This is a genomic window from Pyxidicoccus sp. M15, from assembly GCF_056858435.1.
On sequence record NZ_CM166495.1, the window covers coordinates 3159152 to 3179300 of the forward strand.

At 70.5% G+C, this 20149-nt stretch carries 16 protein-coding genes and 2 pseudogenes; 9 read left to right on the plus strand and 9 right to left on the minus strand.

Annotation, left to right across the window (positions count from 1 at the left end; translation table 11 throughout):
* Positions 1-27: 27 nt before the first annotated feature.
* Positions 28-780 carry a CGNR zinc finger domain-containing protein gene (locus ACX9TP_RS12715; RefSeq protein WP_482982158.1) on the minus strand — a complete coding sequence of 251 codons (753 nt, stop codon included), beginning with the start codon at positions 778-780 and terminating at the stop codon, positions 28-30.
* A 214-nt stretch (positions 781-994) separates the two neighbouring features.
* Here ACX9TP_RS12715 and ACX9TP_RS12720 point away from each other — a divergent pair.
* A pseudogene (locus ACX9TP_RS12720) lies at positions 995-1072 on the plus strand (hypothetical protein); the annotation flags it as partial.
* A 902-nt stretch (positions 1073-1974) separates the two neighbouring features.
* Here ACX9TP_RS12720 and ACX9TP_RS12725 read toward each other — a convergent pair.
* The 3 genes from ACX9TP_RS12725 to ACX9TP_RS12735 all read right to left on the minus strand — a co-directional run bounded on the left by ACX9TP_RS12725 (position 1975) and on the right by ACX9TP_RS12735 (position 5407).
* On the minus strand, positions 1975-2727 hold the full coding sequence (locus ACX9TP_RS12725; protein ID WP_482979985.1) for a tetratricopeptide repeat protein: 753 nt from the start codon (positions 2725-2727) through the stop codon (positions 1975-1977).
* Complete coding sequence (locus ACX9TP_RS12730) at positions 2700-4229, minus strand: acetyl-CoA hydrolase/transferase C-terminal domain-containing protein (protein ID WP_482979986.1); 1530 nt, start codon at positions 4227-4229, stop codon at positions 2700-2702. The genes ACX9TP_RS12725 and ACX9TP_RS12730 overlap by 28 nt, the downstream gene beginning before the upstream one ends.
* Positions 4230-4366: 137 nt before the next feature.
* A complete protein-coding gene (locus tag ACX9TP_RS12735) occupies positions 4367-5407 on the minus strand; it encodes an IS630 family transposase (protein ID WP_482979987.1) in 1041 nt (346 codons plus the stop codon).
* Between the two features lie 282 nt (positions 5408-5689).
* Here ACX9TP_RS12735 and ACX9TP_RS12740 point away from each other — a divergent pair.
* The 4 genes and pseudogenes from ACX9TP_RS12740 to ACX9TP_RS12755 all read left to right on the plus strand — a co-directional run.
* Positions 5690-5788 (plus strand): annotated as a pseudogene (locus tag ACX9TP_RS12740) (hypothetical protein); the annotation flags it as partial.
* Between the two features lie 96 nt (positions 5789-5884).
* The gene (locus tag ACX9TP_RS12745) at positions 5885-6103 is read left to right on the plus strand and encodes a winged helix-turn-helix domain-containing protein (RefSeq protein WP_482982373.1); all 219 of its coding nucleotides are present in this window, start codon (positions 5885-5887) and stop codon (positions 6101-6103) included.
* On the plus strand, positions 6100-6630 hold the full coding sequence (locus ACX9TP_RS12750; RefSeq protein WP_482982159.1) for an IS630 family transposase: 531 nt from the start codon (positions 6100-6102) through the stop codon (positions 6628-6630). Before ACX9TP_RS12745 ends, ACX9TP_RS12750 begins: the two co-directional genes overlap by 4 nt.
* Before the next feature lie 207 nt (positions 6631-6837).
* A complete protein-coding gene (locus ACX9TP_RS12755; protein WP_482979988.1) occupies positions 6838-9066 on the plus strand; it encodes a M3 family metallopeptidase in 2229 nt (742 codons plus the stop codon).
* Between the two features lie 61 nt (positions 9067-9127).
* Here ACX9TP_RS12755 and thiD read toward each other — a convergent pair whose 3' ends face one another.
* Positions 9128-9934 (minus strand): bifunctional hydroxymethylpyrimidine kinase/phosphomethylpyrimidine kinase, encoded by an 807-nt coding sequence (gene thiD, locus ACX9TP_RS12760; protein WP_482979989.1) that lies wholly within the window; start codon positions 9932-9934, stop codon positions 9128-9130.
* A gap of 188 nt (positions 9935-10122) precedes the next feature.
* Between thiD and ACX9TP_RS12765 the strand changes: the two genes are divergently transcribed.
* Positions 10123-10611 (plus strand): hypothetical protein, encoded by a 489-nt coding sequence (locus ACX9TP_RS12765; RefSeq protein WP_482979990.1) that lies wholly within the window; start codon positions 10123-10125, stop codon positions 10609-10611.
* 13 nt (positions 10612-10624) lie between these two features.
* Here ACX9TP_RS12765 and ACX9TP_RS12770 read toward each other — a convergent pair whose 3' ends face one another.
* Positions 10625-12409, minus strand: a complete 1785-nt coding sequence (locus ACX9TP_RS12770) for a glycosyl hydrolase family 18 protein (protein ID WP_482979991.1) — start codon at positions 12407-12409, stop codon at positions 10625-10627.
* Positions 12410-12605: 196 nt separating this feature from the next.
* Here ACX9TP_RS12770 and ACX9TP_RS12775 point away from each other — a divergent pair, with 196 nt between their 5' ends.
* From ACX9TP_RS12775 to ACX9TP_RS12785, 3 genes are all read left to right on the plus strand, one after another.
* Complete coding sequence (locus ACX9TP_RS12775) at positions 12606-14066, plus strand: M20 family peptidase (RefSeq protein ID WP_482979992.1); 1461 nt, start codon at positions 12606-12608, stop codon at positions 14064-14066.
* Between the two features lie 235 nt (positions 14067-14301).
* Complete coding sequence (locus ACX9TP_RS12780; RefSeq protein ID WP_482979993.1) at positions 14302-16047, plus strand: DUF4215 domain-containing protein; 1746 nt, start codon at positions 14302-14304, stop codon at positions 16045-16047.
* 93 nt (positions 16048-16140) lie between these two features.
* Complete coding sequence (locus tag ACX9TP_RS12785) at positions 16141-17595, plus strand: hypothetical protein (protein ID WP_482979994.1); 1455 nt, start codon at positions 16141-16143, stop codon at positions 17593-17595.
* 36 nt (positions 17596-17631) lie between these two features.
* Here the strand turns inward: ACX9TP_RS12785 and ACX9TP_RS12790 are convergent, their stop codons facing one another.
* The 3 genes from ACX9TP_RS12790 to ACX9TP_RS12800 form a co-directional block, all read right to left on the minus strand.
* Positions 17632-18270: a carbonic anhydrase gene (locus tag ACX9TP_RS12790; protein WP_482979995.1), complete on the minus strand. Its 639-nt coding sequence runs from the start codon at positions 18268-18270 to the stop codon at positions 17632-17634.
* Between the two features lie 161 nt (positions 18271-18431).
* Positions 18432-19139 (minus strand): hypothetical protein, encoded by a 708-nt coding sequence (locus tag ACX9TP_RS12795; RefSeq protein ID WP_482979996.1) that lies wholly within the window; start codon positions 19137-19139, stop codon positions 18432-18434.
* 141 nt (positions 19140-19280) lie between these two features.
* Positions 19281-20090, minus strand: a complete 810-nt coding sequence (locus ACX9TP_RS12800; RefSeq protein WP_482979997.1) for an SAM-dependent methyltransferase — start codon at positions 20088-20090, stop codon at positions 19281-19283.
* Positions 20091-20149 lie beyond the last annotated feature (59 nt).

Genomic DNA, 20149 nt, shown 5'->3' on the forward strand with positions numbered 1-20149 from the left:
CGGACCCTTCGTCCGAGGTGTCGCACGTCAGTCGTAGCCGCCTGGGCGCGTTGACCGCCGCCCACCGCGACGGAGGCGTCGTCCGCCGCGATGGTGTCGCCGTCCATTGGCACGGCGGCGTGTCCGCTGGAACGGAGGCGTCGTCCGCCGCGATGGTGTCGCCGCCCATCGGCACGGCGGCGTGTCCACGGGAACGGAGGCGTCGTCCGCCGTGATGGTGTCGCCGTCCATTGGCACGGCGGCGTGTCCACCGAAACGGTGGCGCCGTCCGCCTCGATGGTGTCGCTGTCCATCGGCACGGCGGCGTGTCCACCGAAACGGTGGCGCCGTCCACCGGGACGGCGGCGTGTCCCCCGGGATGTCCCCCGGGATGGCGGCGCGTCCACCAAAACGGTGGCGTCGTCCCCCGAGACGGCGGCGCGTCCACCCGGGACGGCGGCGTGTCCACCGGGACGGTGGCGTTCCTTCCGGGACGGTGGCGTTCCTTCCGGGACGGCGGGCCCGGGCTGAAGGGGCGTCTCCTCTCCGTGCCCGGCGCTTGTCGCCAGTGCAGTAGCGCTGGACCTTCATCCGGTTGCCGCACATGCGCATGCTGTACCAGCGCCCGAAGCGGTTCTTCGACGTGTCATGGAATGCGCGCAGGCGGTTCCCGGCGGTGCAGACCTTGAGCCGCTCCCAGCGGCCGTCCCGCTGTGCGGTGGCCACCGCCGCGAAGGCACTCCCGAGGGATCCCCGGACCTCGCGAGGACCGGAGTTCGCAGGGCTACAGGTCCATTCCACCTGGGCGGCGGGAGCGGAACGCGCCAAGCCTTGGCGAGCGCCGCGGGCCGTCCCACCCGGACCTCCGCCACCGGTTGCTCACCCCATGTCAGACCCACCCGGTAGACAGGTTCCGGTGGAAGGAACGTTCCTTCCAGGCGTGAGTCGCCCGGAGGGGCGGGGCAGGGGACGGGGACGGGGCATGGGAATTCTGGAGCAGATGCGCGTCGACGCCATGTGCGAGGCGGCGGGGTTGTTGGCGCTTCGGGGGTACGACAACGTGCAGGCCTCGGAGCTGGCCCGGGCGCTGCGCATGTCGGTGGGCACGCTCTACCGGCGCTACGGCAGCAAGCACGGCTTCGCGCTGGCGGTGCGGGACTTCGCCGAGAACACCCTGTGCATCCGGGCGCGCAGCGGTTTCGAATGTGAGCACGGCAGGGAGGGCGTCGACTTCCGCCAGGCCTTCTTCTCCTTCTGGTGGGAGTTGGCCAGTACGGCCCTGGAGGAGCCCGGCCTCTTCGCCTTCACCTTCTTGCACTGGCATCCGTATTCGCCTGGACCCCATGCGCGCTACGCGTTGAAGCCGTACATGCCACGTGGCCTCGGGCCGCTCCCGGCGCACGCGCTCGAGCCATCTGCGTCAGTCGCCACCAGAGACGGTGCGCCGGGGCTACGCGAAACGGACGCTGCCGGGGCAGACGACCCGGGGCCGCATGAGCTCCAGGCGGCCGGGGCGGATGACCTGGGGCCGCACGAGTCGGACGCATCCTGGGCAGATGACCTGGGGCCGCATGAGCTCCAGTCCTCCGGGCCGCGTGCGCCGCGAGCCCTGGGACAGCAGTCGCACGGCAGGGCGGCGCGGGCGTTGGTGCGCGAGGTTCTGGAGCAAGGCGAGCGTGAAGGGGCGCTGGCACCGGGGAGCGCCTGCGTGGGCGAGGGGCTGGTATGGGGTGCGTTGGTGGAACTGGTCCGCGCGCCGGCCGAGGAGGGTGCGCTGATGACTGAAGACGCAGTCCTCGCCTCGGCCGAGGTGCTCTGGCGCGCCCTGGCGCTCGTCAAGGACTCGGGGCCCCATGGGATGGACACACCTCCCTCAGGCGCGACCCATCCTCCATCCATGATTCCTGGCAGCCTCGCCGCGGCTTCTTCGCCCGAGCCGCTGGACGCGCCTCCGGACGCCGCTGGAGCTGCCCTCTCGAATGGAGCCAGCTCGCGTCAGCGACGCGTGGAGTCCACGAGTCCCCATCGCAGCGCATCCACCAGGCCCGGCGGGTCACCCTCCCGAAACGCGGTGAGCCCGGCCTCGAAGTCGGCTCGCGCACCCTCCACGTCTCCCAGCTGTGCACGGAGGACACCCCGCTCCCGCAGCAGCTCCGGGTCCACGTCCTCACCCTCCTGCGTGGCAAGTGCCGCCGTGAGGTCCCCCACCGCCTCCGTCAACCGCCCCAGGCGTGCCCTCACGTTGGCGCGCTGCTGGAGCAGCCACGGATTGGCGGGGTCCTCCTCGAGCGCCAGCGTCCAGTCGCCCTCCGCCTCCACGTCCCGGCCCAGCGCCTCCAGCGACTCCGCGCGCTTCATGTGGATGACGAGCGCCTTGCGGTACCCGCCGGCCACCAGCGCATCGAAGTCCGCCACCGCCTCCGCATGTCGCCCCAGCCGGGCCAGCGAGAGCGCGCGGTGCATCCGCGTGGTGTTGTGCCCGGGCGCCAGCTCCAGCACGCGCTCGTACCAGACGAGCGCCTCCGCCGGCGCTCCACCCCAGATGCCGAGCGTCTGCCCCAGCTCGCTCAGGATGCGCACTTGTTTCGGGTGCGCCTCCGCGAGCTGGCGGATGAGCGCGAGCGCCGACGCGTACCGGCCGCTCCTCCGCAGCCGGTCCACTTCACGCATCTGCTCGGACACCTCGGGAGGCCAGGCCTCGCGTCCGTTGCGCTCCACCATCACCGGCCCGCCGGAAAGGCGCGGCACGCGGCGTCGTAGTCCTGCCACCAGCCGTTCAGCGCCTTCATGTCCGTGGCGCGGGGCTCGTCGCCTGCCCCCGCCATGTCCAGGTACGCGTGCAGCAGCGGCCGGAAGTGCGGGTGGGCACAGCGCTCGATGATGTCCTGCGCCCGCCGCTTCGGAGAGCGGATGTCCATGTTGAGCGCGTAGCCCTGCTCGGTGACGACGCACTTGATGTCGTGCTCGGTGTGGTCGATGTGCCGCACGTACGGCATTACACAGCTCACCGTCCGCCCGTCCTTCAGCCGGCGCGTGGACGGCGTGTGGACGATGCTGAGGTATGCGTTGCGGAAGAAGTCTCCCGAGCCGCCCAGTCCGTTGACGATGCGCGAGCCGTCGATGTGCGTGGAGTTGACGTGCCCGTAGATGTCCACCTCGATGGGCGTGTTCATCGCGATGACGAACAGCCGGGAGATGATTTCCGGGCTGTTGGACAGCCACATGGGCCGCAGCACCAGCCTGTCGCGGCACCGCTCGAACAGCTGCATGAAGCGCTGGCGCCCCTCGGTGGAGAAGGACACCGCGGTGGACGACGCGTACTCGAACTTCGCGTCATCCTCCACGTAGCGCAGCATCCCGTCCTGGAACACCTCGGTCCAGAATCGAATCTTCTGGAAGGGTGAGTCGTAGAGCTCGCCGATGATGGCGTTGGCCACGTTGCCCACGCCGGACTGGATGGGCGGCAGGCGCTTGCCCCAGTGGAACTGCTCGCGGCACTGGAGCAGGAAGTCGACCACGTTGCGGGCGATGCGCTTGTCCGTGTCGTCCGCCGCCTTGAAGGGCACCGGGTGGTCGGGCGTGCGGGACTCCACCACCGCCACCACCTTGCTCAAGTCGAACTCCACGTACGGCGTGCCGATGCGGTCCCTCACGTTCACCACCGGCAGCGGCCAGCCCACGTGCGGGTGCACCGCGGGCGGGACGATGTCGTGGAAGCCCGTGTAGTCCGGCACCGCCGTGTTCACCTCGAGGACAATCTTCTTCGCGCGGGCGAGCGCCTCCACGCTGATGCCCACCGAGGAGGTGAGGATGACGCTCCCGTTGGGCCGGATGCGCGACACCTCCACCACGGCCACGTCGATGTCGCCATAGAAGCCGTACATCAGGTTGCGCGCGAAGGCGGAGAGGTGGACGTCCGTGAAGTCCATCTCCCCGGCGTGGATGCGCTGGCGCGACGCGGTCGACGACATGTACGGACCGCGCTTGCGGATGAAGGGCGCCAGGGGGCCCTCCACGTTCTCCGACAGCGAGGCGCCTGAAAGCAGGGTGATGCCCGCCTGCGGCAGCTGCTGCGAGAAGTACCAGGCCAGCGCCGGGAGGAAGGTCTTCGGCTCGCCCGACTTGGTGAAGCCGCTGATGGCCACCGTGCTGCCGTCGGCCACGTGCTTCACGGCCTCCTCGACGGGGACGACCCGGGCCAGCAACTCCGGGTTCTCGATGCGGTCCTTCAGGGAGCTCGTCACGGTCATGGCTGTGGGGAGAACGGCCGGGAGGGGAGGGTCGTTCGCGCCTCCGGAAAGATGACACACCGCGTGCTCCTCCGGGGGGCGAGGTGGAGGGCGAGCCCCCGCCATTCTAAACGGCCGATCGCGATGTTCGCACGACCTCAGGCGGTGCGCCTGAGGTCCCCTCGGCGCAGGCTTGGACTGGCAGAGCGCTGGGCGTTGCGTCCGGAGAGGTAGGCCTGCACCCGCTCCATGAGGCGGGCCAGGGTGCGGCAGCGGTGATTGCGGGTGACGTTGGCGTGCAGGTCCAGCCACACCCTCTCGATGCGGTTGCCCTCCGGGCAGTACGGCGGCAGGAAGTGGAGCACGATGCGCCCGCCCAGCTGCGCGAGCGCCTTGAGCGTCTTCTTGCTGCTGTGGACCGAGGCGTTGTCGAGGATGAGGTGGATGCGACGAGCCCGTCGGTACTCGCCCGCCAGGCGCCAGAGCAGCTGGATGAAGAGGTCACTGGCCTTGGACTTGCCCTCGACCCACGTCAGCTTCCCCGTCCTCGCATTCAGAGCTCCGGCCAGATAGCGCTTCTGGTTGTTGCCGGGCGTCACCACCACCCGGCGCTGACCGGGCAGGCACCAGTCGCGTCCCACCTTGGGATTGAGGTGGATGTCCACCTCGTCCACGTAGAGCACCGGCTCCTCGGGCGGGGTGTACCTCTCCAGGCACTTCAACTCGTAGAGCCGGCGGCGGCGCTTCCACCCCGGCCAGGGGCACTGGACGATGGGTTTGGCTGCCTTGAGCCGCGCGCCGAGTGAGGCCAGAGCCCGGCCCATGGTCGCCACGGACACGCGCGGCATGCCTCGGCGCTCCAGCTCCAGGCACAGCAACTCCCGCGTCCAGGTGGGCCGGCACCAACCCCAGTCCTCGGGCGTGCCCACCAGCACGCGCGAGAGCTTCTCGCGGAATCGGTCATCGACCTTGGGCTGGCCGTTGCCCTTTCGCCTGTCCCGGAGGGCTTCGCGCCCGCCTTCCCGGTAGCGACGCACGGCGCACACGACGGTGGAGGTGGCGCACCCCAGGAAGTGAGCCGCAGCGCTGCACGACTCGCCGCGCGCCACGGCGGCCACCGCCATGCACCGCCGCAGGGTGAGCGGGCAGCCGCTCAGCTCGCCCCAGCGTAGCAGCGCCTGGCGCTGCCGACGCTTCAACCAGAACCTACCCTTGCCCTTGGGCAGGGCCTTCTCGCTCTCAGGTTTTCTGCGCACACAGAGCCGAACGGGAAGTGCCCCTGCCGCCTCTTCCCGTCTGCTCCGCGCCTGCTCGCTCTCCAACCGCGATCGACGATCGCGAACGTTGGTTTACAACGGTGCTCGTGGAGGCTGATCGTGCGAAGCAAGTAGCGCAGCCCTGAATCGGTCCGTCCCGTGGCACAGGAGCAAGGCAGTGCGCTGCGGAGCCCACAAATTGGGACTATGGGCACTCCACTGTCGATGGACTTGAGACAACGCATTCTCGAGGCGTACCTGGCGCACGAAGAAACGTGGGAAGAACTTGCCAAGCGGTTTCGGGTAGGGGTCGCGACGGTTGATCGGCTCGTCGGCCGCTGGAAGCGCACCCACTCCATCGCTCCGCTGCGTCCTGGCCCGCGGCCCCACTATCGAATCCCGGATTCGCAACTCGCCAAGGTGAAGCGGCTGCTGGATGCCAGCCCCGACAGCACCACCCAGGAGATTGCGGATGCCTACGCCAAGGCGACAGGCGTACGGGTGAGCCGCCCTACCATGGGACGTGCCTTCCGGCGCCTGGGCTACACGCGTAAAAAAAGTCGCTCCTCGCCTCCGAGCGGCGGCTGGCGAAGAGTCGCCAGGCGCGACGGCGGTACCTGGATAAAGCCTCCGAGCTGAAGCCTTCGCAGCTCCACTTCATCGATGAGACCGCCGCCACCCTCACCATGACTCGCCGCTATGGGCGTGCTCAACGAGGGCAGCGAACACGCGGCTACGTACCGATGGGCCGTCGGCAGGTCCTCACGATGATTGGGGACCTGACGCTCCAGGGGATGGGGCCCGTGCTGACCTTCGAGGGCGCCACCAATAGCGAACGCTTCGAGACCTACGTCCGAGAGGGGCTACTTCCCGTCCTCAAGCCCGGCGACGTCGTTGTCTTGGACAACCTCAGCGCCCATCACCGTCCCGCAGTCGAGTCGCTCGTTCGCAGCCGCAAGGCCCATCTCCTCTTCCTGCCGCCTTACAGCCCCGACCTCAACCCCATCGAGTCGTGCTGGCTGAAGGTGAAGACGCGCCTGCGGGCCATCGGCGCGCGAACCCACGCCGCCCTCATCGAGGCCATGCGCGAGGCGCTCTCCACCGTGCGGCCGCAGGACGCGGCCGCCTGGTTCGCCTACTGCGGCTACCCGCCTCAACCGCCGTGATCACCGTGCTAGCCCCGCGAGGCGTGGGGGACTCGAGGCGGGGCCGGCGTGGATGGGACTTGGCGCGACGAGGCGTGGGGGCTCGGGAAGAGGCGGGCAGGCGGGCGTGTTGGGGGCGCCGCGATTCCGTCCTACGGTTCGCGGCGGGCCGCCGCCAGGCTCCGGCCCTACCAGACAGCCACCCTTTCGTTGGGAGACCCCCTTCTCATGCGTAAGCTCCTCTTCGCCGGCGCGGGCATGGCCGTGCTCGCATCCGCCGGTTGCGCCACGACGACCCCGCCCGCCCAGGAGTCCCAGAACATGGCTTCCGCCCCGTCTGCCTCCGACGCTCCAGCCGCCCCCGCGGCGCCCGCCGCCACGCCGTCGAACCCGCTGCTCGCGAAGTGGGCCGGGCCGTACGGTGGGTTGCCGCCCTTCGCCCAGGTCCAGGTGGCGCAGTTCAAGCCGGCGCTCGAGGCGGCCATGGAGGAGAACCGCCGGGAAATCGCCGCCATCGTCGACACGGCCGCCCCGCCGACCTTCGAGAACACCATCGTCGCGCTGGAGGCGGCCGGCAAGACGTTCTCCGACGTGGAGACGCTCTACGGCGTGTGGAGCTCGACGATGGCCACCCCGGACTTCCAGGCGCTCCAGCGGGAGATGGCGCCGAAGCTCGCGGCCTTCGACGATGAAATCTACCAGAACGCAGGGCTCTTCAAGCGCATCGAGGCCGTCTACAACTCGCCCGACAAGGCGAAGCTGACGCCCGAGCAGCAGCGGCTCACGTGGCTGTACTACACGCGCTTCGCCCGCTCGGGCGCGAAGCTGGACGCGGCGGCGAAGCAGAAGCTGGCCGCCATCAACCAGCGGCTCGCGTCGCTCTACACGTCCTTCAGCCAGAATGTGCTCGCCGAGGAGGAGGGCTACACCGTCGTCCTCGAGTCCGAGGCCGACCTCGCGGGGCTGCCCGACTCCGTGCGCGCCGGCGCGGCGGCCGCCGCCGAGTCGCGGGGCTTGAAGGGCAAGTGGGTCATCACCAACACGCGCTCGTCCATGGAGCCGTTCCTCACGTACTCGGCCCGGCGAGACTTGCGCGAGAAGGTCTGGCGCAACTACGTCAACCGCGGCGACAACGGCGACGCGCGCGACAACAACGCCATCATCGCCGAGGTGCTGAAGCTGCGCGCCGAGCGCGCGAAGCTGCTGGGCTACGCGACGCACGCGCACTGGCGGCTGGAGAACACCATGGCGAAGACGCCCGAGCGCGCCATGGAGCTGATGGAGGCCGTCTGGAAGCCCGCGGTGGCCCGCGTCCACGAGGAAGTCCGGGACATGCAGGCCGTGGCGGACAAGGAGGGCGCGAAGCTCAAGATTGAGCCCTGGGACTACCGCTACTACGCGGAGAAGGTCCGCAAGGCGAAGTATGATTTGGACCAGAACGAGGTGAAGCCGTACCTGCAGCTGGAGAAGCTGCGCGAGGGCATGTTCTGGGTGGCGGGCGAGCTGCTCGGCTTCGCCTTCACGCAGGTCAACGACGTGCCCGTCCACCACCCCGACGTGCGCGTCTGGGAGGTGAAGGACAAGGCCAGCGGCCGCCACGTGGGGCTCTGGTACTTCGACCCGTACGCGCGGCCCGGCAAGCGCTCCGGCGCGTGGATGAACGCGTACCGCAACCAGGAGCGGTTCCGCGGCGAAGTCACGACCATCGTTTCCAACAACTCCAACTTCGTGAAGGGCGCGCCCGGGGAGGCGGTGCTCATCAGCTGGGAGGACGCGTCCACGCTGTTCCACGAGTTCGGCCACGCGCTGCACGGGCTCAGCTCCAACGTGACGTACCCGTCGCTGGCGGGCACCTCCGTGGCGCGCGACTACGTGGAGTTCCCCTCGCAGCTGTTGGAGCACTGGTTGTCCACGCCCGAGGTGCTCAACACCTACGCGCTGCACTACCAGACGGGGAAGCCCATTCCGAAGGCGCTGGTGGCCCGCATCGAGAAGGCCGCGACGTTCAACCAGGGCTTCGGCACGGTGGAGTACCTGTCCAGCGCGCTCATCGACATGAAGCTGCACCTGGCGGGGGACAAGCCCATCGACCCGGATGCCTTCGAGCGCGACACGCTGACGTCGCTGGGCATGCCGAAGCAAATCGTGATGCGGCACCGCACGCCGCAGTTCGGCCACGTCTTCGCAGGTGACGGGTACTCGGCGGGCTACTACAGCTACCTGTGGTCCGACACGCTGACGGCGGACGCCTTCGAGGCCTTCACCGCGGGCAAGGGCGCCTACGACAGGGCCGTGGCCGAGCGGCTGCGCAAGAATGTCTTCTCCGTGGGCAACACGCTGGACCCGGCCGAGGGCTACCGGGGCTTCCGCGGCCGTGACGCGGGCATCGACGCGCTGATGCGCAAGCGCGGCTTCCCCGTCCCGGGCGCGGCGGCGCAGGCGAAGGACGCGAAGTAGCTCGGCCCGCGCCTACCGGCCCTTCCGGGGAGCACCTCCCCGGAAGGGCCAGGGGAGGGCCCTACCCGTCCAGCGGGAAGAAGTGGCTGAAGGGCCCGGGACCGCTGCCCAGCGCCAGCGGGTGCTCGAGCGCGGCGGTGACATACGCCTTGGCGCGCCGGGTGGCGTCCAGCGCGTCGCGCCCCAGCGCCAGGTGCGCGGCGATGGCCGCCGACAGCGTGCACCCGGTGCCGTGGGTGTTGCGCGTCTCCACCGAGCGCAGGTGCAGCGTCTCCAGGCGCTCCCCGTCGAACCAGACGTCCGTGCCGCGCAGCGCGCCCGTCATGCCGCCGCCCTTGACGAGCACCGCCCGGGGGCCGAGCCGGTGGATGCGGCGCGCGGCCTCGCGCATGTCCTCCAGCGTGTGCAGCTCCAGGCCCGCGAGCAGCTCCGCCTCGTGGCGGTTGGGCGTGGCCACCGCGGCCAGCGGCAGCAGCAGGGCCTTGAGCGCCCCCACCGCCGCGTCGTCGATGAGCCGCGCGCCGGCCCGGGACACCATGACGGGGTCCACCACCAGCGGCCCCAGCTTCAGCTCGCGCAGCCTCCCGGCCACCGCGGTGATGATGTCCGGGTTGACGAGCATGCCCGTCTTCACCGCGCCCGCGCCGATGTCCGTCGCCACCGCGTCGATTTGCGCGATGACGGACGCCGCGGGCAGCACGTCCACACGGGTGACGCCGCGCGTGTTCTGCGCGGTGACGGCCGTCAGGGCGCTGGTGCCGTGGACGCGGTGGAACGCGAAGGTGCTCAGGTCGGCCTGGATGCCAGCGCCACCCCCGCTGTCCGAGCCGGCGATGGTGAGCGCTGTGACGGGCCTGTGGGTTTCCATGGGGGCATGGTGGGGCAGCGTCCCCGTTGGAGCCAGCACTTCGCGCCCGGCGCCGGGTGTCCGGGCGGCATCATTTCAGGAGGTGGGTGCAAAGGCTCCCAGGAGGGGGCCACACAGACATCGGCCTCCAAGGCACTCCCATTAAGCCAGACATGCTGTAGCTTTTCGGCCTCACAGGAGGAGGCGATATGCTGAAGCGTGCTCGCAGGTTCGCGGTGTCGGTCCTGTTGGTAGGCGCGGTGGTGGGGCTGTCCGCGTCCGCCCGGGAGCGTCCCCGGCCCAGGTGCGTGAAAATCTCCGGCACCTTGACGAGCACCCTCAGCACCGGGGCCTGTGAGAGCCCGGTGGGCATCTGCACCACGGGGGAGTTCAGGGGGGACGGGCTGCTCAAGGGGCGCACCCGCTTCGTGGCCGACTCGCTCCAGCCGGCGGCGGCCACCGAGGCGCCCTCGACGCTGGTCTACTCCGGGCTGCTGACCATCCAGACGAAGGCCGGCACGCTGACGACGCGCGACACGGGCATCCTGGACACGGCGAACGGGCTCATCGGTGCGAGGGACGTCATCGTGAGCGGCACCGGCATCTTCGCCGGGGCCACCGGCTACATCCTCTTCCAGGGCACCGGAACGTCCACCTTCACCAACGAGGCGAGCGGGGAAATCTGCCTCGAGCGCTGAGGCGCCCTCGGGCTCACGGGTCCAGGAACGCGCGCTTCACGGCCTGAAGGAGCGGGTCCTTCTCCCCTGGCGCGGCCCGGGGCAGGTGGCCCTGGTTGATGGTCCACAGGATGGTGCCCCCCAGTCCCTGCTCGCGCGCGTAGCGCCCCTTGGCGGCAATGGACTGCACGTCCTCGTAGGAGATGTAGTTGCAGTGCCCGGGGCCGTATACGGACGGGAAGGACAGGTACGGAGCCTTCGCCTGCCCGTCCCAGCGGTACGCCTCGGGCTCGTAGTACTCCGTCATGATGTTGGTGTAGCTCATGGCGTTGTCGCTCTGTCCCTCGACGACGTCCCTGCGGCCGTCGAGCGGCGTGCGCGGCTCCGTCACGCCCTGCCAGCACGTGCCGAAGAAGCCGATGCCCATGCCCAGGCGCCCCGCGGGGACGCCCGCCGCCAGGTAGCCCTGGATGGAGCTGGCCACGGAGGTGGGCCGGTTGGGGGCGTCATCCGAGAGCGGGCTGGAGTGCCAGCTCTCCCAGCTGCCCCAGTGGCCGCTCATCTTGTAGGACATGATGTTCATCTGGTCGACGCGCGCCGCCAGCCGCCCCATGAACTCCGCCCGGGCCCGGCTCATCCCGAAGTTGGTGTTCAGCCAGTCCACCGGGATGGTGAGGAGGATGTCCGGCCGCGCGGCGCGCAGGTCGTCCAGCAGCGCCAGGAGCTTCTCGCCGTCATCCGGCGGGGGCGGCACCCCCGGCGGAGTCTCCGCGGCCAGGATGATGGGCTCCCAGTCCACGTCGATGCCGTCGTAGCCCAGCTCGTCCATGAGCTTGATGAGGTTCTTCACGAGGATGGGGCGCGACTCGTCGGACGTGGCCGTCTGGAAGCGCTCATGCTCCCCGAAGCCGCCCAGCATCATCAGCGCCTTGCGCCCGTGCGCGTGGGCGCGCTCCGCGAGCGCCTTCGCCAGGGCCGGGCCCTCGTAGTCGGTGATGTCCAGGTCCGCGCTCACCGTGCCGAAGTGGCCCGGCTTGAAGCGGCCGACGACGAGGTGGGTGATGCCCGACAGGTCCACGGACTCCACCGGAAGCAACGAGCGCTGGTAGCCGACGTAGTAGCCCGTCACCCAGCTGGCCGGCGCGCCCCCCGAGCGCGGCTGCACCCGGGAGGTGGTGGCCACCGGGCCGTCCCCCACCGCGTTGGTGGCCACCACCGTGAAGCGGTAGGGCACGCCGTTGAGGAGGCCGGGAAGGGTGACGCTCGCGGCCGGCGCGTCCACCGTCACCGTGGCGCCCCCGGGCTCCGCGGTGACGCGGTAGGTGCGCAGGGGCCGCCCGCCGAAGCTGGCCGGCGCCAGCCAGCTCACGTACGCCTCGCCGTTGCCCGCCGTCGCGCGCACCGAGCGGGGCTGGCCCGGGACGGTGGGAGTGGCCACCTCGACGCCGGCCAGGGGTGTCACGGACTCCGAGGGGATGGAGGCCGGGCCCTCGCCCTTCGCATTCACCGCCGACACCTTGAAGAGGTAGGGGAAGCCGTTGTTGAGGCCGCGCACCGTGGCCTGCATCTCGTCCGCGGCGACGATGGCGCCGCCGCACGCCGGCTCGCAGCGGACCACGTAGTACATGAGCGGGTTGCCGCCGTCCGTCGTCGGCGGCATCCACTTCACCAGGGCCTGGGTGTCCGCCGCGTCGGCCTCCACGTCGGACGGCGCACCGGGAAGCCCGGTGTCGTCGGCCTTCCCACCACACCCCACCAGCAGCGTCCCCGCCATGAGCGCGAGGACGACCCACCGGTTCGTCATGGACTGATTCTTCATGGACCCACCCCCTCGGAGAAGGCCCGTATATATGAGGACTCCCTGACACTCCCAGCGGAAAATTCAATATCAGGCTCTCTCCGGGCTTCCCGGGCTGAGCCCGCCGCATTCCTCGCGGAGTGTGAGGCGTCGGAGGGCGCGAAGGGGGGAATTCCCGGTCTGTTAGCGTGGGGCGCCCCCTTCGCGAGCCCTTCCGATGAAACGCCTCCTGCTGCTGCTGCTCCTCGGCCTCTGCCTGCTGGCCGGCGTCTTGGTGACGAGGACGCTGTCCGTCTCCTCCCGACAGGTGGCCCCGGAGGCCGCGGCGCCGTTCTCCGTGGACGTGGACGCGGCGGCGGCGCGGCTCGCGGGGGCGCTGCGGCTGAAGACGGTGGCCGCGACGGACGGGGCGCCCGCCAATGACGCCGCCTTCACCGCGCTCCACGACTACCTGCGGGAGCACTTCCCCCGCGTCCACGCGTCGCTGAAGCGCGAGGCCGTGGGGCGCCACTCCGCCCTCTACACGTGGCCGGGGACGGACGCCTCGCTGCGCCCGGTGTTGCTGGTGGGGCACCTGGACGTGGTGCCGGTGGAGCCCGGCACGGAGGGCGCCTGGACGCGCCCGCCGTTCAGCGGCGACGTGGCGGACGGCTACGTCTGGGGCCGGGGCGCGCTGGACGACAAGGGCAGCGTGCTGGCCATCCTGGAGGCGGTGGAGGCGCTGCTCGAGGCGGGGCACGCGCCGAAGCGCACGGTGCTGCTCGCCTTCGGTGGGGACGAGGAGGTGGGCGGCCACGAGGGCGCGGAAGCCGTGGCGCGGCTGCTCGGCGAGCGCGGCGTGACGCTGGAGTCCGTGCTGGACGAGGGGGGGATGATGCTCACGGGCACCGTGCCGGGCGTGACGGCGCCGGTGGCCCTGGTGGGCGTGGCGGAGAAGGGCTTCGTCAGCGTGGAGTTGGTGGTGGAGGGGGAGGGGGGCCACTCGTCCATGCCTCCGAAGCAGACGGCGGTGGGCGTGCTCAGCCGCGCCGTCACGCGCCTGGAGGAGCAGCCGATGCCGGCGCGGCTGCGGGGCGGCAGCCGCGCCCTCTTCGACTTCATGGGGCCGGAGATGCCCTTCGGCATGCGGCTGGTGTTCGCCAACCTGTGGCTCTTCGAGCCGCTCGTGGTGCGCCAGTTGAGCGCCCAGCCCTCCACCAACGCGGCGGTGCGCACCACCACCGCGGCCACCATGTTCGAGGGCAGCGTGAAGGACAACGTGCTGCCGGCCCGCGCCCGCGCGGTGGTGAACTTCCGCATCCTCCCCGGGGACTCCGTGGAGGGCGTGCTCGAGCACGTGCGCCGCGTGGTGGACGACTCGCGGGTGAAGGCGGGCACGCTGGCCTTCCAGAGCGAGCCCTCGCCGGTGTCGCGGACGGACTCGGAGGGCTGGCGCGTGCTGCAGCGGAGCATCCGCCAGGTGTTCCCCGAGTCCCTGGTGGCGCCGTACCTCATGGTGGGCGCCGCGGACGCGCGCTACTTCACGGGCCTGAGCGACAGCGTCTACCGCTTCATGCCCCTGCGCCTGGAGCGCGCCGACCTGGCGCGCCTCCACGGCCGCGACGAGCGCGTGTCCGTGCAGGGCTACGCGGGCGCCGTGCGCTTCTACGCGCAGTACCTGCGCAACGCGGCGGACTGAAAACACGCGAATACAGATGTTCCGGAGTTACCGCCATGCCTGGGAGCCCGGCGAGGAAGCCGTGAATGGCTGCTCTCCCGGCATGGATGTGCATGTGGGCGCGAGTCCCGTGTTCCGAGCGAAAGTCCGCTCGTCCTGCACATGTGTGTGAATCCTGCACGGCTCCGGGGCACCGGAAGGCCGGGCCTCATGGATGGATTGACACATGCTTCAAGCACTTTCAGCATCTGTGGTCATGCTGACCCCCCTCAGGCCTACTCCCCGACTCGCGAGACTCGTGCTCGCCTCTTTCCTCTTCGCGCTCGCCGCCTGTGGCGGTGATGGTGGCTCCGGCAAGCCGGATGGCGGCTCCAATCCGGACGTGGACTCCGGCGTGGACGGGGGTGACATCCCCCTCACGTGTGGTGATTACGAGCGCCAGTCCACCGAGGCCTGTGACGACGGCAACACGGTGAGCGGCGACGGCTGCAGCGCGGCGTGCAGCGAGGTGGAGCCCGGCTGGTCCTGCGACACGGCCGGCCAGCCCTGTGTGCGCACCGAGGGCTGTGGCAACGGCAAGGTCGAGACGCCCGAGGCGTGCGACGACCGCAACATCTCCTCGGGCGACGGCTGCAGCGCCACCTGCACCGTGGAGCCCGGCTACAACTGCCCGCAGTCCGGCGGCCGCTGCCGCGCGGCGAGGTGCGGCGACGGCATCATCGCCGGTGACGAGGAGTGCGAGGACGGCAACGCCGCCGCGGGCGACGGCTGCAGCACGCTGTGCCGCCTGGAGGAGGGCTACAAGTGCCCCAACCTGGGCCAGGTCTGCCAGACCACCGTCTGCGGCGACGGCAAAACCGAGGGCACCGAGCAGTGCGACGACGGCCCCACCAAGGTCCACGACATGGGCGACGGCTGCTCGCCCCAGTGCAAGAAGGAGCCGGACTGCAACGCCGAAGGCAACTGCACGTCCGTGTGCGGCGATGGCGTGATGCTGCCCAACAGCACGGCCGAGCAGTGCGATGACGGCAACACCCGCGCCAATGACGGCTGCTCGCCGACGTGCCGCCTGGAGGAGGGCTTCGCCTGCACCGTCGTGACGCAGGACCCGCCGGCGAAGGTCACCATCCCCACCGTCTACCGCGACTTCCGCGGCTATGACCTGCCGGCGGCGGGGGCCCTGCCGCGCGGCCACATCGACTTCGAGAACAAGAACGTCTCGGAGAAGGGCATCGTCGCCGTGGACCTGGGCGCCGACGGCAAGCCCCAGTACGCGCGGACGACGGGCGGCTCCGCCTCCACCGCGGGCAAGGAGACGTTCGCCCAGTGGTACAAGGACGTGGAGAACGTCAACAAGCCCCTCGTCGGGACGCTGGAGCTGAACCGCCAGGCCAACGGCTCGTACGTGTACGACAACCCGAACTTCTTCCCGCTCGACGACAAGGGCTGGGTGGCGTCCGGCAACGAGCCCACCCGCAACAACGGCCACAACTTCAGCTTCACCAGCGAGGCCCGCTACTGGTTCGAGTACAAGGGCACCGAGGTGCTCACCTTCCGCGGCGACGACGACGTGTGGGTGTTCGTCAACGGGAAGCTGGCGCTGGACCTGGGCGGCGTGCACGGCGCGCTGGAGGAGAGCATCACCCTGTCGGAGATGGCCACCGACCTGAAGCTGCGCGTGGGCGGCATCTACGAAGTGGTGGTGTTCCAGGCCGAGCGCCACACCACCGCCTCGTCCTACAAGCTCACCCTCAACAACTTCGTCACCCGCCGCACCGTGTGCACCGCCACCTGTGGCGACAGCATCGTCGACAAGACGAAGGGCGAGGAGTGCGATGACGGGGTGAACGACGGCGGCTACGGCCAGTGCGCCCGCGGCTGCGTGTGGGGCCCGCGCTGCGGCGACGGTGCCACCCAGGCCGAGGGCGGCGAGGAGTGCGATGACGGCAACACCAACAGCCGCGATGGCTGCAGCTCGACCTGCAAAATCGAGATTGGCTGACGGCCGGAGGGGCTGACGGCCGGGTCATGTAGGACCGGCGAGCAAGGGAGCAGTCGTGGCGCGGGGACCGTCTGGTATGGTCCCCGCGCTTTGATGGCCTCCCGTCCGTACCTGCGTCTATCGGCCCTCGTGTGGCTCGTGCTGGCCGCCCCCGCCTGGGGTGCGGCCTCGCGGCGGGCGCTGCCTCCGGAGGCGGAGGTGATGGGGGTGCTGCGCCAGCTCGAGACGGCCCGCGTGCAGGGCAGGGCCCGCGCGCTGGAGGACGACTTCGACGAGCAGGCCCGGGCGCGGCCGCGCGACGCCATGCCCCGCGTGTACCGGGCGTGGCTGCTGTTCCCCACGGACGCGTGCTGGAACGAGCTGAAGGCGCTCTCCACCCTCTACCCGGAGAACCCCTGGCCCTTCGTGGGCATGGGGCTCATCTACGTGCGCTGGGGGATGCTGGCGGAGGCCCGCGGGGCGTTCACCACCGCGCTGCGCGAGGCGCCCGGCTTCGCGCCCGCGCTGTGGGGCGAGGCGGTGCTGCTGCAGGCGGAGCGCAAGCCGGCTCAGGCCGAGGCCCGCTTCCGCGAGGCGCTCGCGAAGCTGGACGCGCCGCAGATTCGCACGGCGCTGGGGCTGCTGCTCGCCCAGCAGCCGGGCCGCGAGGCCGACGCGCGCGCGGAGCTGACGCGCGCCGTGGAGGCCTGGCCCGAGCAGCCCGAGGCCCTCAAGACGCTGGCGCGGCTGGCCCAGGCGGGCAACGACGTGCGCGCCGCCGCCGTGGCCGGGGACAAGCTCGTCGCACTCAAGCCGCGCGACAAGGAGGCCCACCGGCTCCAGGCCGGGCTGTGGCTGGCGGCGGCGGAGAAGGACAAGGCCGCGGCGTCGCTGGAGCGTTACGTGGCGCTGGGCGGCGCGGAGCCCGCGTCGCTCTGGCAGCTGGCGCGGCTGTACGCGGACGCCGGCCGGGCCGCCGACGAGGAGAAGGCCCTGGGACGCCTCATGGAGGCGGACGTCAAGGACGCGGAAGCGGCGCTCCGACTGGCGGAGCTGGCCGAGGCCCGGGGGGACATGGCGGCGTCAGAGGGCTTCCTGGCGAAGGCGTCCGAGCGGGCGCCGGCGCGCTCCGACGTCCACGTGCGCCGGGCCCGGCTGGTGCTGAAGCAGGAGCGGTTCCAGGACGCGCTGGGGGCGTACCGCGCGGCGCTCGCGGCTCCGGAGCGGCGGGTGCCCGAGGCGGAAGCCGAGGCCGCCGCGCTCGTGAAGCGCTTCCGCCTGCCCGCCACCCCGGCGAAGGGGACGGCGGACCAGATATACAACCGCGTGTCACTGGGGCTGGTGGCGCTCTACATGGAGCGGCTCAAGGAGGTGCCGGAGCTCAAGGGCAACCTCAAGGTGCGCGTCCAGGTGGACGCGTCCGGGCGTGCCACGCAGGTGGCCGTCCTCTACGACAGCCTCAAGGACGCGTTCATCGCCGGCCACGCGCACTTCGCCTTCCTGGACGCGCAGTACCCGCCCGGTGAGGACGCGCCCGTCTTCCAGTACGTCTTCCGCCCGCCGAAGTGAGGGCCGGCCGGGGCCGGCCTCACGGCGACGGCCCGCTCAGACGCCCGTCAGGTCGTAGATTTGCTGGATGTCGCGCAGCGTCTTCTGGAAGTCGAGCTGCAAATCCTTGATGCGGCCGTTGCGCAGGTCGAACACCCAGGCGTGGACGGTGGGGAAGCCGCGCTTGAGATAGGCCTGCTGCACGGCGGCCGTCTTGATGACGTTGATGCTCTGCTCCAGGACGTTGAGCTCCACCAGCCTGTCGTAGCGGAGCGCCTCGTCCTTGATGCCGTCCAGCTCCGCCTTGTGCATGCGGTACACGTCGCGGATGTTGCGCAGCCAGGGGTTGAGGATGCCCAAATCCCTGGGAATCATGGCGGCCTTCACGCCGCCGCACCCGTAGTGGCCGCACAGGATGATGTGCTTCACCTCGAGGTGCCGGACGCCGTAGTTGATGACGGACATCACGTTGAGGTCGACGTTGTTGACGAGGTTGGCGACGTTGCGGTGGACGAAGACGTCCCCGGGCGACAGGCCCATGATTTGATTCGCCGGCACGCGGCTGTCCGAGCAGCCGATGTAGAGGAAGTCCGGGCGCTGCTCGACGGAGAGCCGGGCGAAGTACTCCGGGTCCGTCCGCAGCTGCTCTTCTGCCCAGCGACGGTTGTTCTCGAAAATCTGCTCGTAGGGCGTCACGGTCTGGGGCCCGCCTGTCTCGGGTGCGGCCCATTCCGCACCGGCCGTTTGCGCGCCCGGAGGCGCGCGTGGCGGCGGCACCCTCGCATGCGCGGGCGCGGCGGGGAAGGCCGTCCAAAGGGGACGGCCCGGCCCCGAGCCGCTTTCGAACGACCGCCGCGTCACTCCTCCACGGGGGCGCCGCTGCCGCCGTAGCCCTGGGCCTGGCTGCGCAGCCGCTCCCACTGGACGCGGGCCTGCTGCTCCTCCTGCGACTGCGAGTCCACGCGCTTGCGGGCGTCCTCCACCCGGCGCTGGGCGTCCGCCAGGGCGGAGGCGAAGTCCGCCTCGGAGAGCTTCTCGGCGCGCACGTCGCCATTCGCCTTCAGGGCCTGGTACTCGGCCTGGTTGAGCCGCGCCTCGGCCACCTCCAGCTCCCGCTCGCGCAGCTGCTTGCGGGCCTCCAGCGCCTCAATGGACTGCTGGCGCCAGTTCACCTGGGCCTCGGACGCGGTGACGCCCGTCTCCGAGTTCATCAGCTCGGCCCTGGCCCGCTCGATGTCCGCGCGCTGGCCGGTGGCCTCGGCCGCCTCCAGCGCGGCCTTGTTGGCGTCCCGGCGCAGCTTGGACGCGTCCGCGTTGCGGCGGGCCACCTGCATCGCCCGCTCCGCGTCCTTCAGCGCCACGTCCGCCCGGGTGACCTCGTCCTGGGCCTTGCGGCGCTCGGACTGGGCGCCCCGCACGTCTCCGAGCTGGTCCTCGGGGACGCGGGCCAGCCATGACTCGTCCACCTTCGCCGAGCGGGTGGACCCGCAGCCGGTGCTCAACACGCTCAGGGCCGCTCCCATCACCACGCCCATGAGGACCCGACGCCTTCTCGCCTGGAACATGCTTGTCTCTCCTTGCCGTTGCGCGCGTTACCTGAAGGACACGGTAGTCACGCGACGGGGGCCGTGCGGTGGGATGCCCGCACGGCTGCCCCACGGCCAGGAGCGAAGGGCCGCCAGGAGGGCAGGCGGCCTGGCTCCTGCCTAACGCTTCTCGAGGATGACGGCGTAGAACTCGATGCCGATGCCCTCGCGGTCCTCCTCGGTGATGTGCCCGGGGGGCAGGCCGAGGAACTCGCTGACGGGCAGCACGCCCATGCGGTCCTGGGCCCAGGGGCCGCACAGGTCCAGGTACTCGGGGAGCGAGTAGAGGTGGAAGGCCTCGCCCATCTTCTGGAACATGCCGACGAACTGCTCCCACTTGGGCGTGGTGAGGCCCGCTTCCTTCGTCTCGAAGGTGGTGAAGAGCTTGGAGCCCGGCGCGGCCCAGTCGTAGAGGTCCCGGAAGAACTTCCGGTTCTCCTCGGCGGAGAGGAACACGGTGATGGCGTTGGCGCCCAGGGCGACCTTGCGCTGTCCCTCCAGGAACGTCTCCACGTCGGGCCGGCGGAGGAACTCGCCCGCGCCGCGGATGTCGCACTCCATGTACTTCACGCGCGGGTTGTCCCCGAGCAGGTGCCGGGCCGAGTCGATGGTCAGCGGGTTGATGTCGCTGTAGAGCACGCGGGCGTCCGGCATCACCGAGTGGACGTGGTCGGCGGTAGGCAGGCCGGAGGCGAAGTCCACCCAGTGCTTGAAGCCGTCCGTGGCCATGCGCCGGGCGGCCGTCTGGAGGCAGGCGCGCAGCATCCGCAGCCACTTCTGGGTGGAGGGCACCATCGAGAACATGTACTCCGCCGCCTGGCGGTCCGCCTCGAAGTTGGTCGTGCCGCCCAGGGCGTAGTCATAGACGCGGGACGCGTCCGGGACGTTCGGGTTGATGCCCGGCACGCGGGCCAGTTCGTTGGAATCCATGGTGGTGGTGGGGTCTCCGGGGGGCGGAAGGGGGGACCTCCATCGTACGTCTCCCGGCG

Bases quoted from the DNA above. Each gene is read 5' to 3' on its own strand.
- ACX9TP_RS12730 (WP_482979986.1), bottom strand. From the start codon at position 4,229: ATGACCGTGACGAGCTCCCTGAAGGACCGCATCGAGAACCCGGAGTTG.
- ACX9TP_RS12755 (WP_482979988.1), top strand. From the start codon at position 6,838: ATGCGTAAGCTCCTCTTCGCCGGCGCGGGCATGGCCGTGCTCGCATCC.
- thiD (WP_482979989.1), bottom strand. From the start codon at position 9,934: ATGGAAACCCACAGGCCCGTCACAGCGCTCACCATCGCCGGCTCGGAC.
- ACX9TP_RS12765 (WP_482979990.1), top strand. From the start codon at position 10,123: ATGCTGAAGCGTGCTCGCAGGTTCGCGGTGTCGGTCCTGTTGGTAGGC.
- ACX9TP_RS12770 (WP_482979991.1), bottom strand. From the start codon at position 12,409: ATGAAGAATCAGTCCATGACGAACCGGTGGGTCGTCCTCGCGCTCATG.
- ACX9TP_RS12775 (WP_482979992.1), top strand. From the start codon at position 12,606: ATGAAACGCCTCCTGCTGCTGCTGCTCCTCGGCCTCTGCCTGCTGGCC.
- ACX9TP_RS12780 (WP_482979993.1), top strand. From the start codon at position 14,302: ATGCTGACCCCCCTCAGGCCTACTCCCCGACTCGCGAGACTCGTGCTC.
- ACX9TP_RS12785 (WP_482979994.1), top strand. From the start codon at position 16,141: ATGGCCTCCCGTCCGTACCTGCGTCTATCGGCCCTCGTGTGGCTCGTG.
- ACX9TP_RS12795 (WP_482979996.1), bottom strand. From the start codon at position 19,139: ATGTTCCAGGCGAGAAGGCGTCGGGTCCTCATGGGCGTGGTGATGGGA.
- ACX9TP_RS12800 (WP_482979997.1), bottom strand. From the start codon at position 20,090: ATGGATTCCAACGAACTGGCCCGCGTGCCGGGCATCAACCCGAACGTC.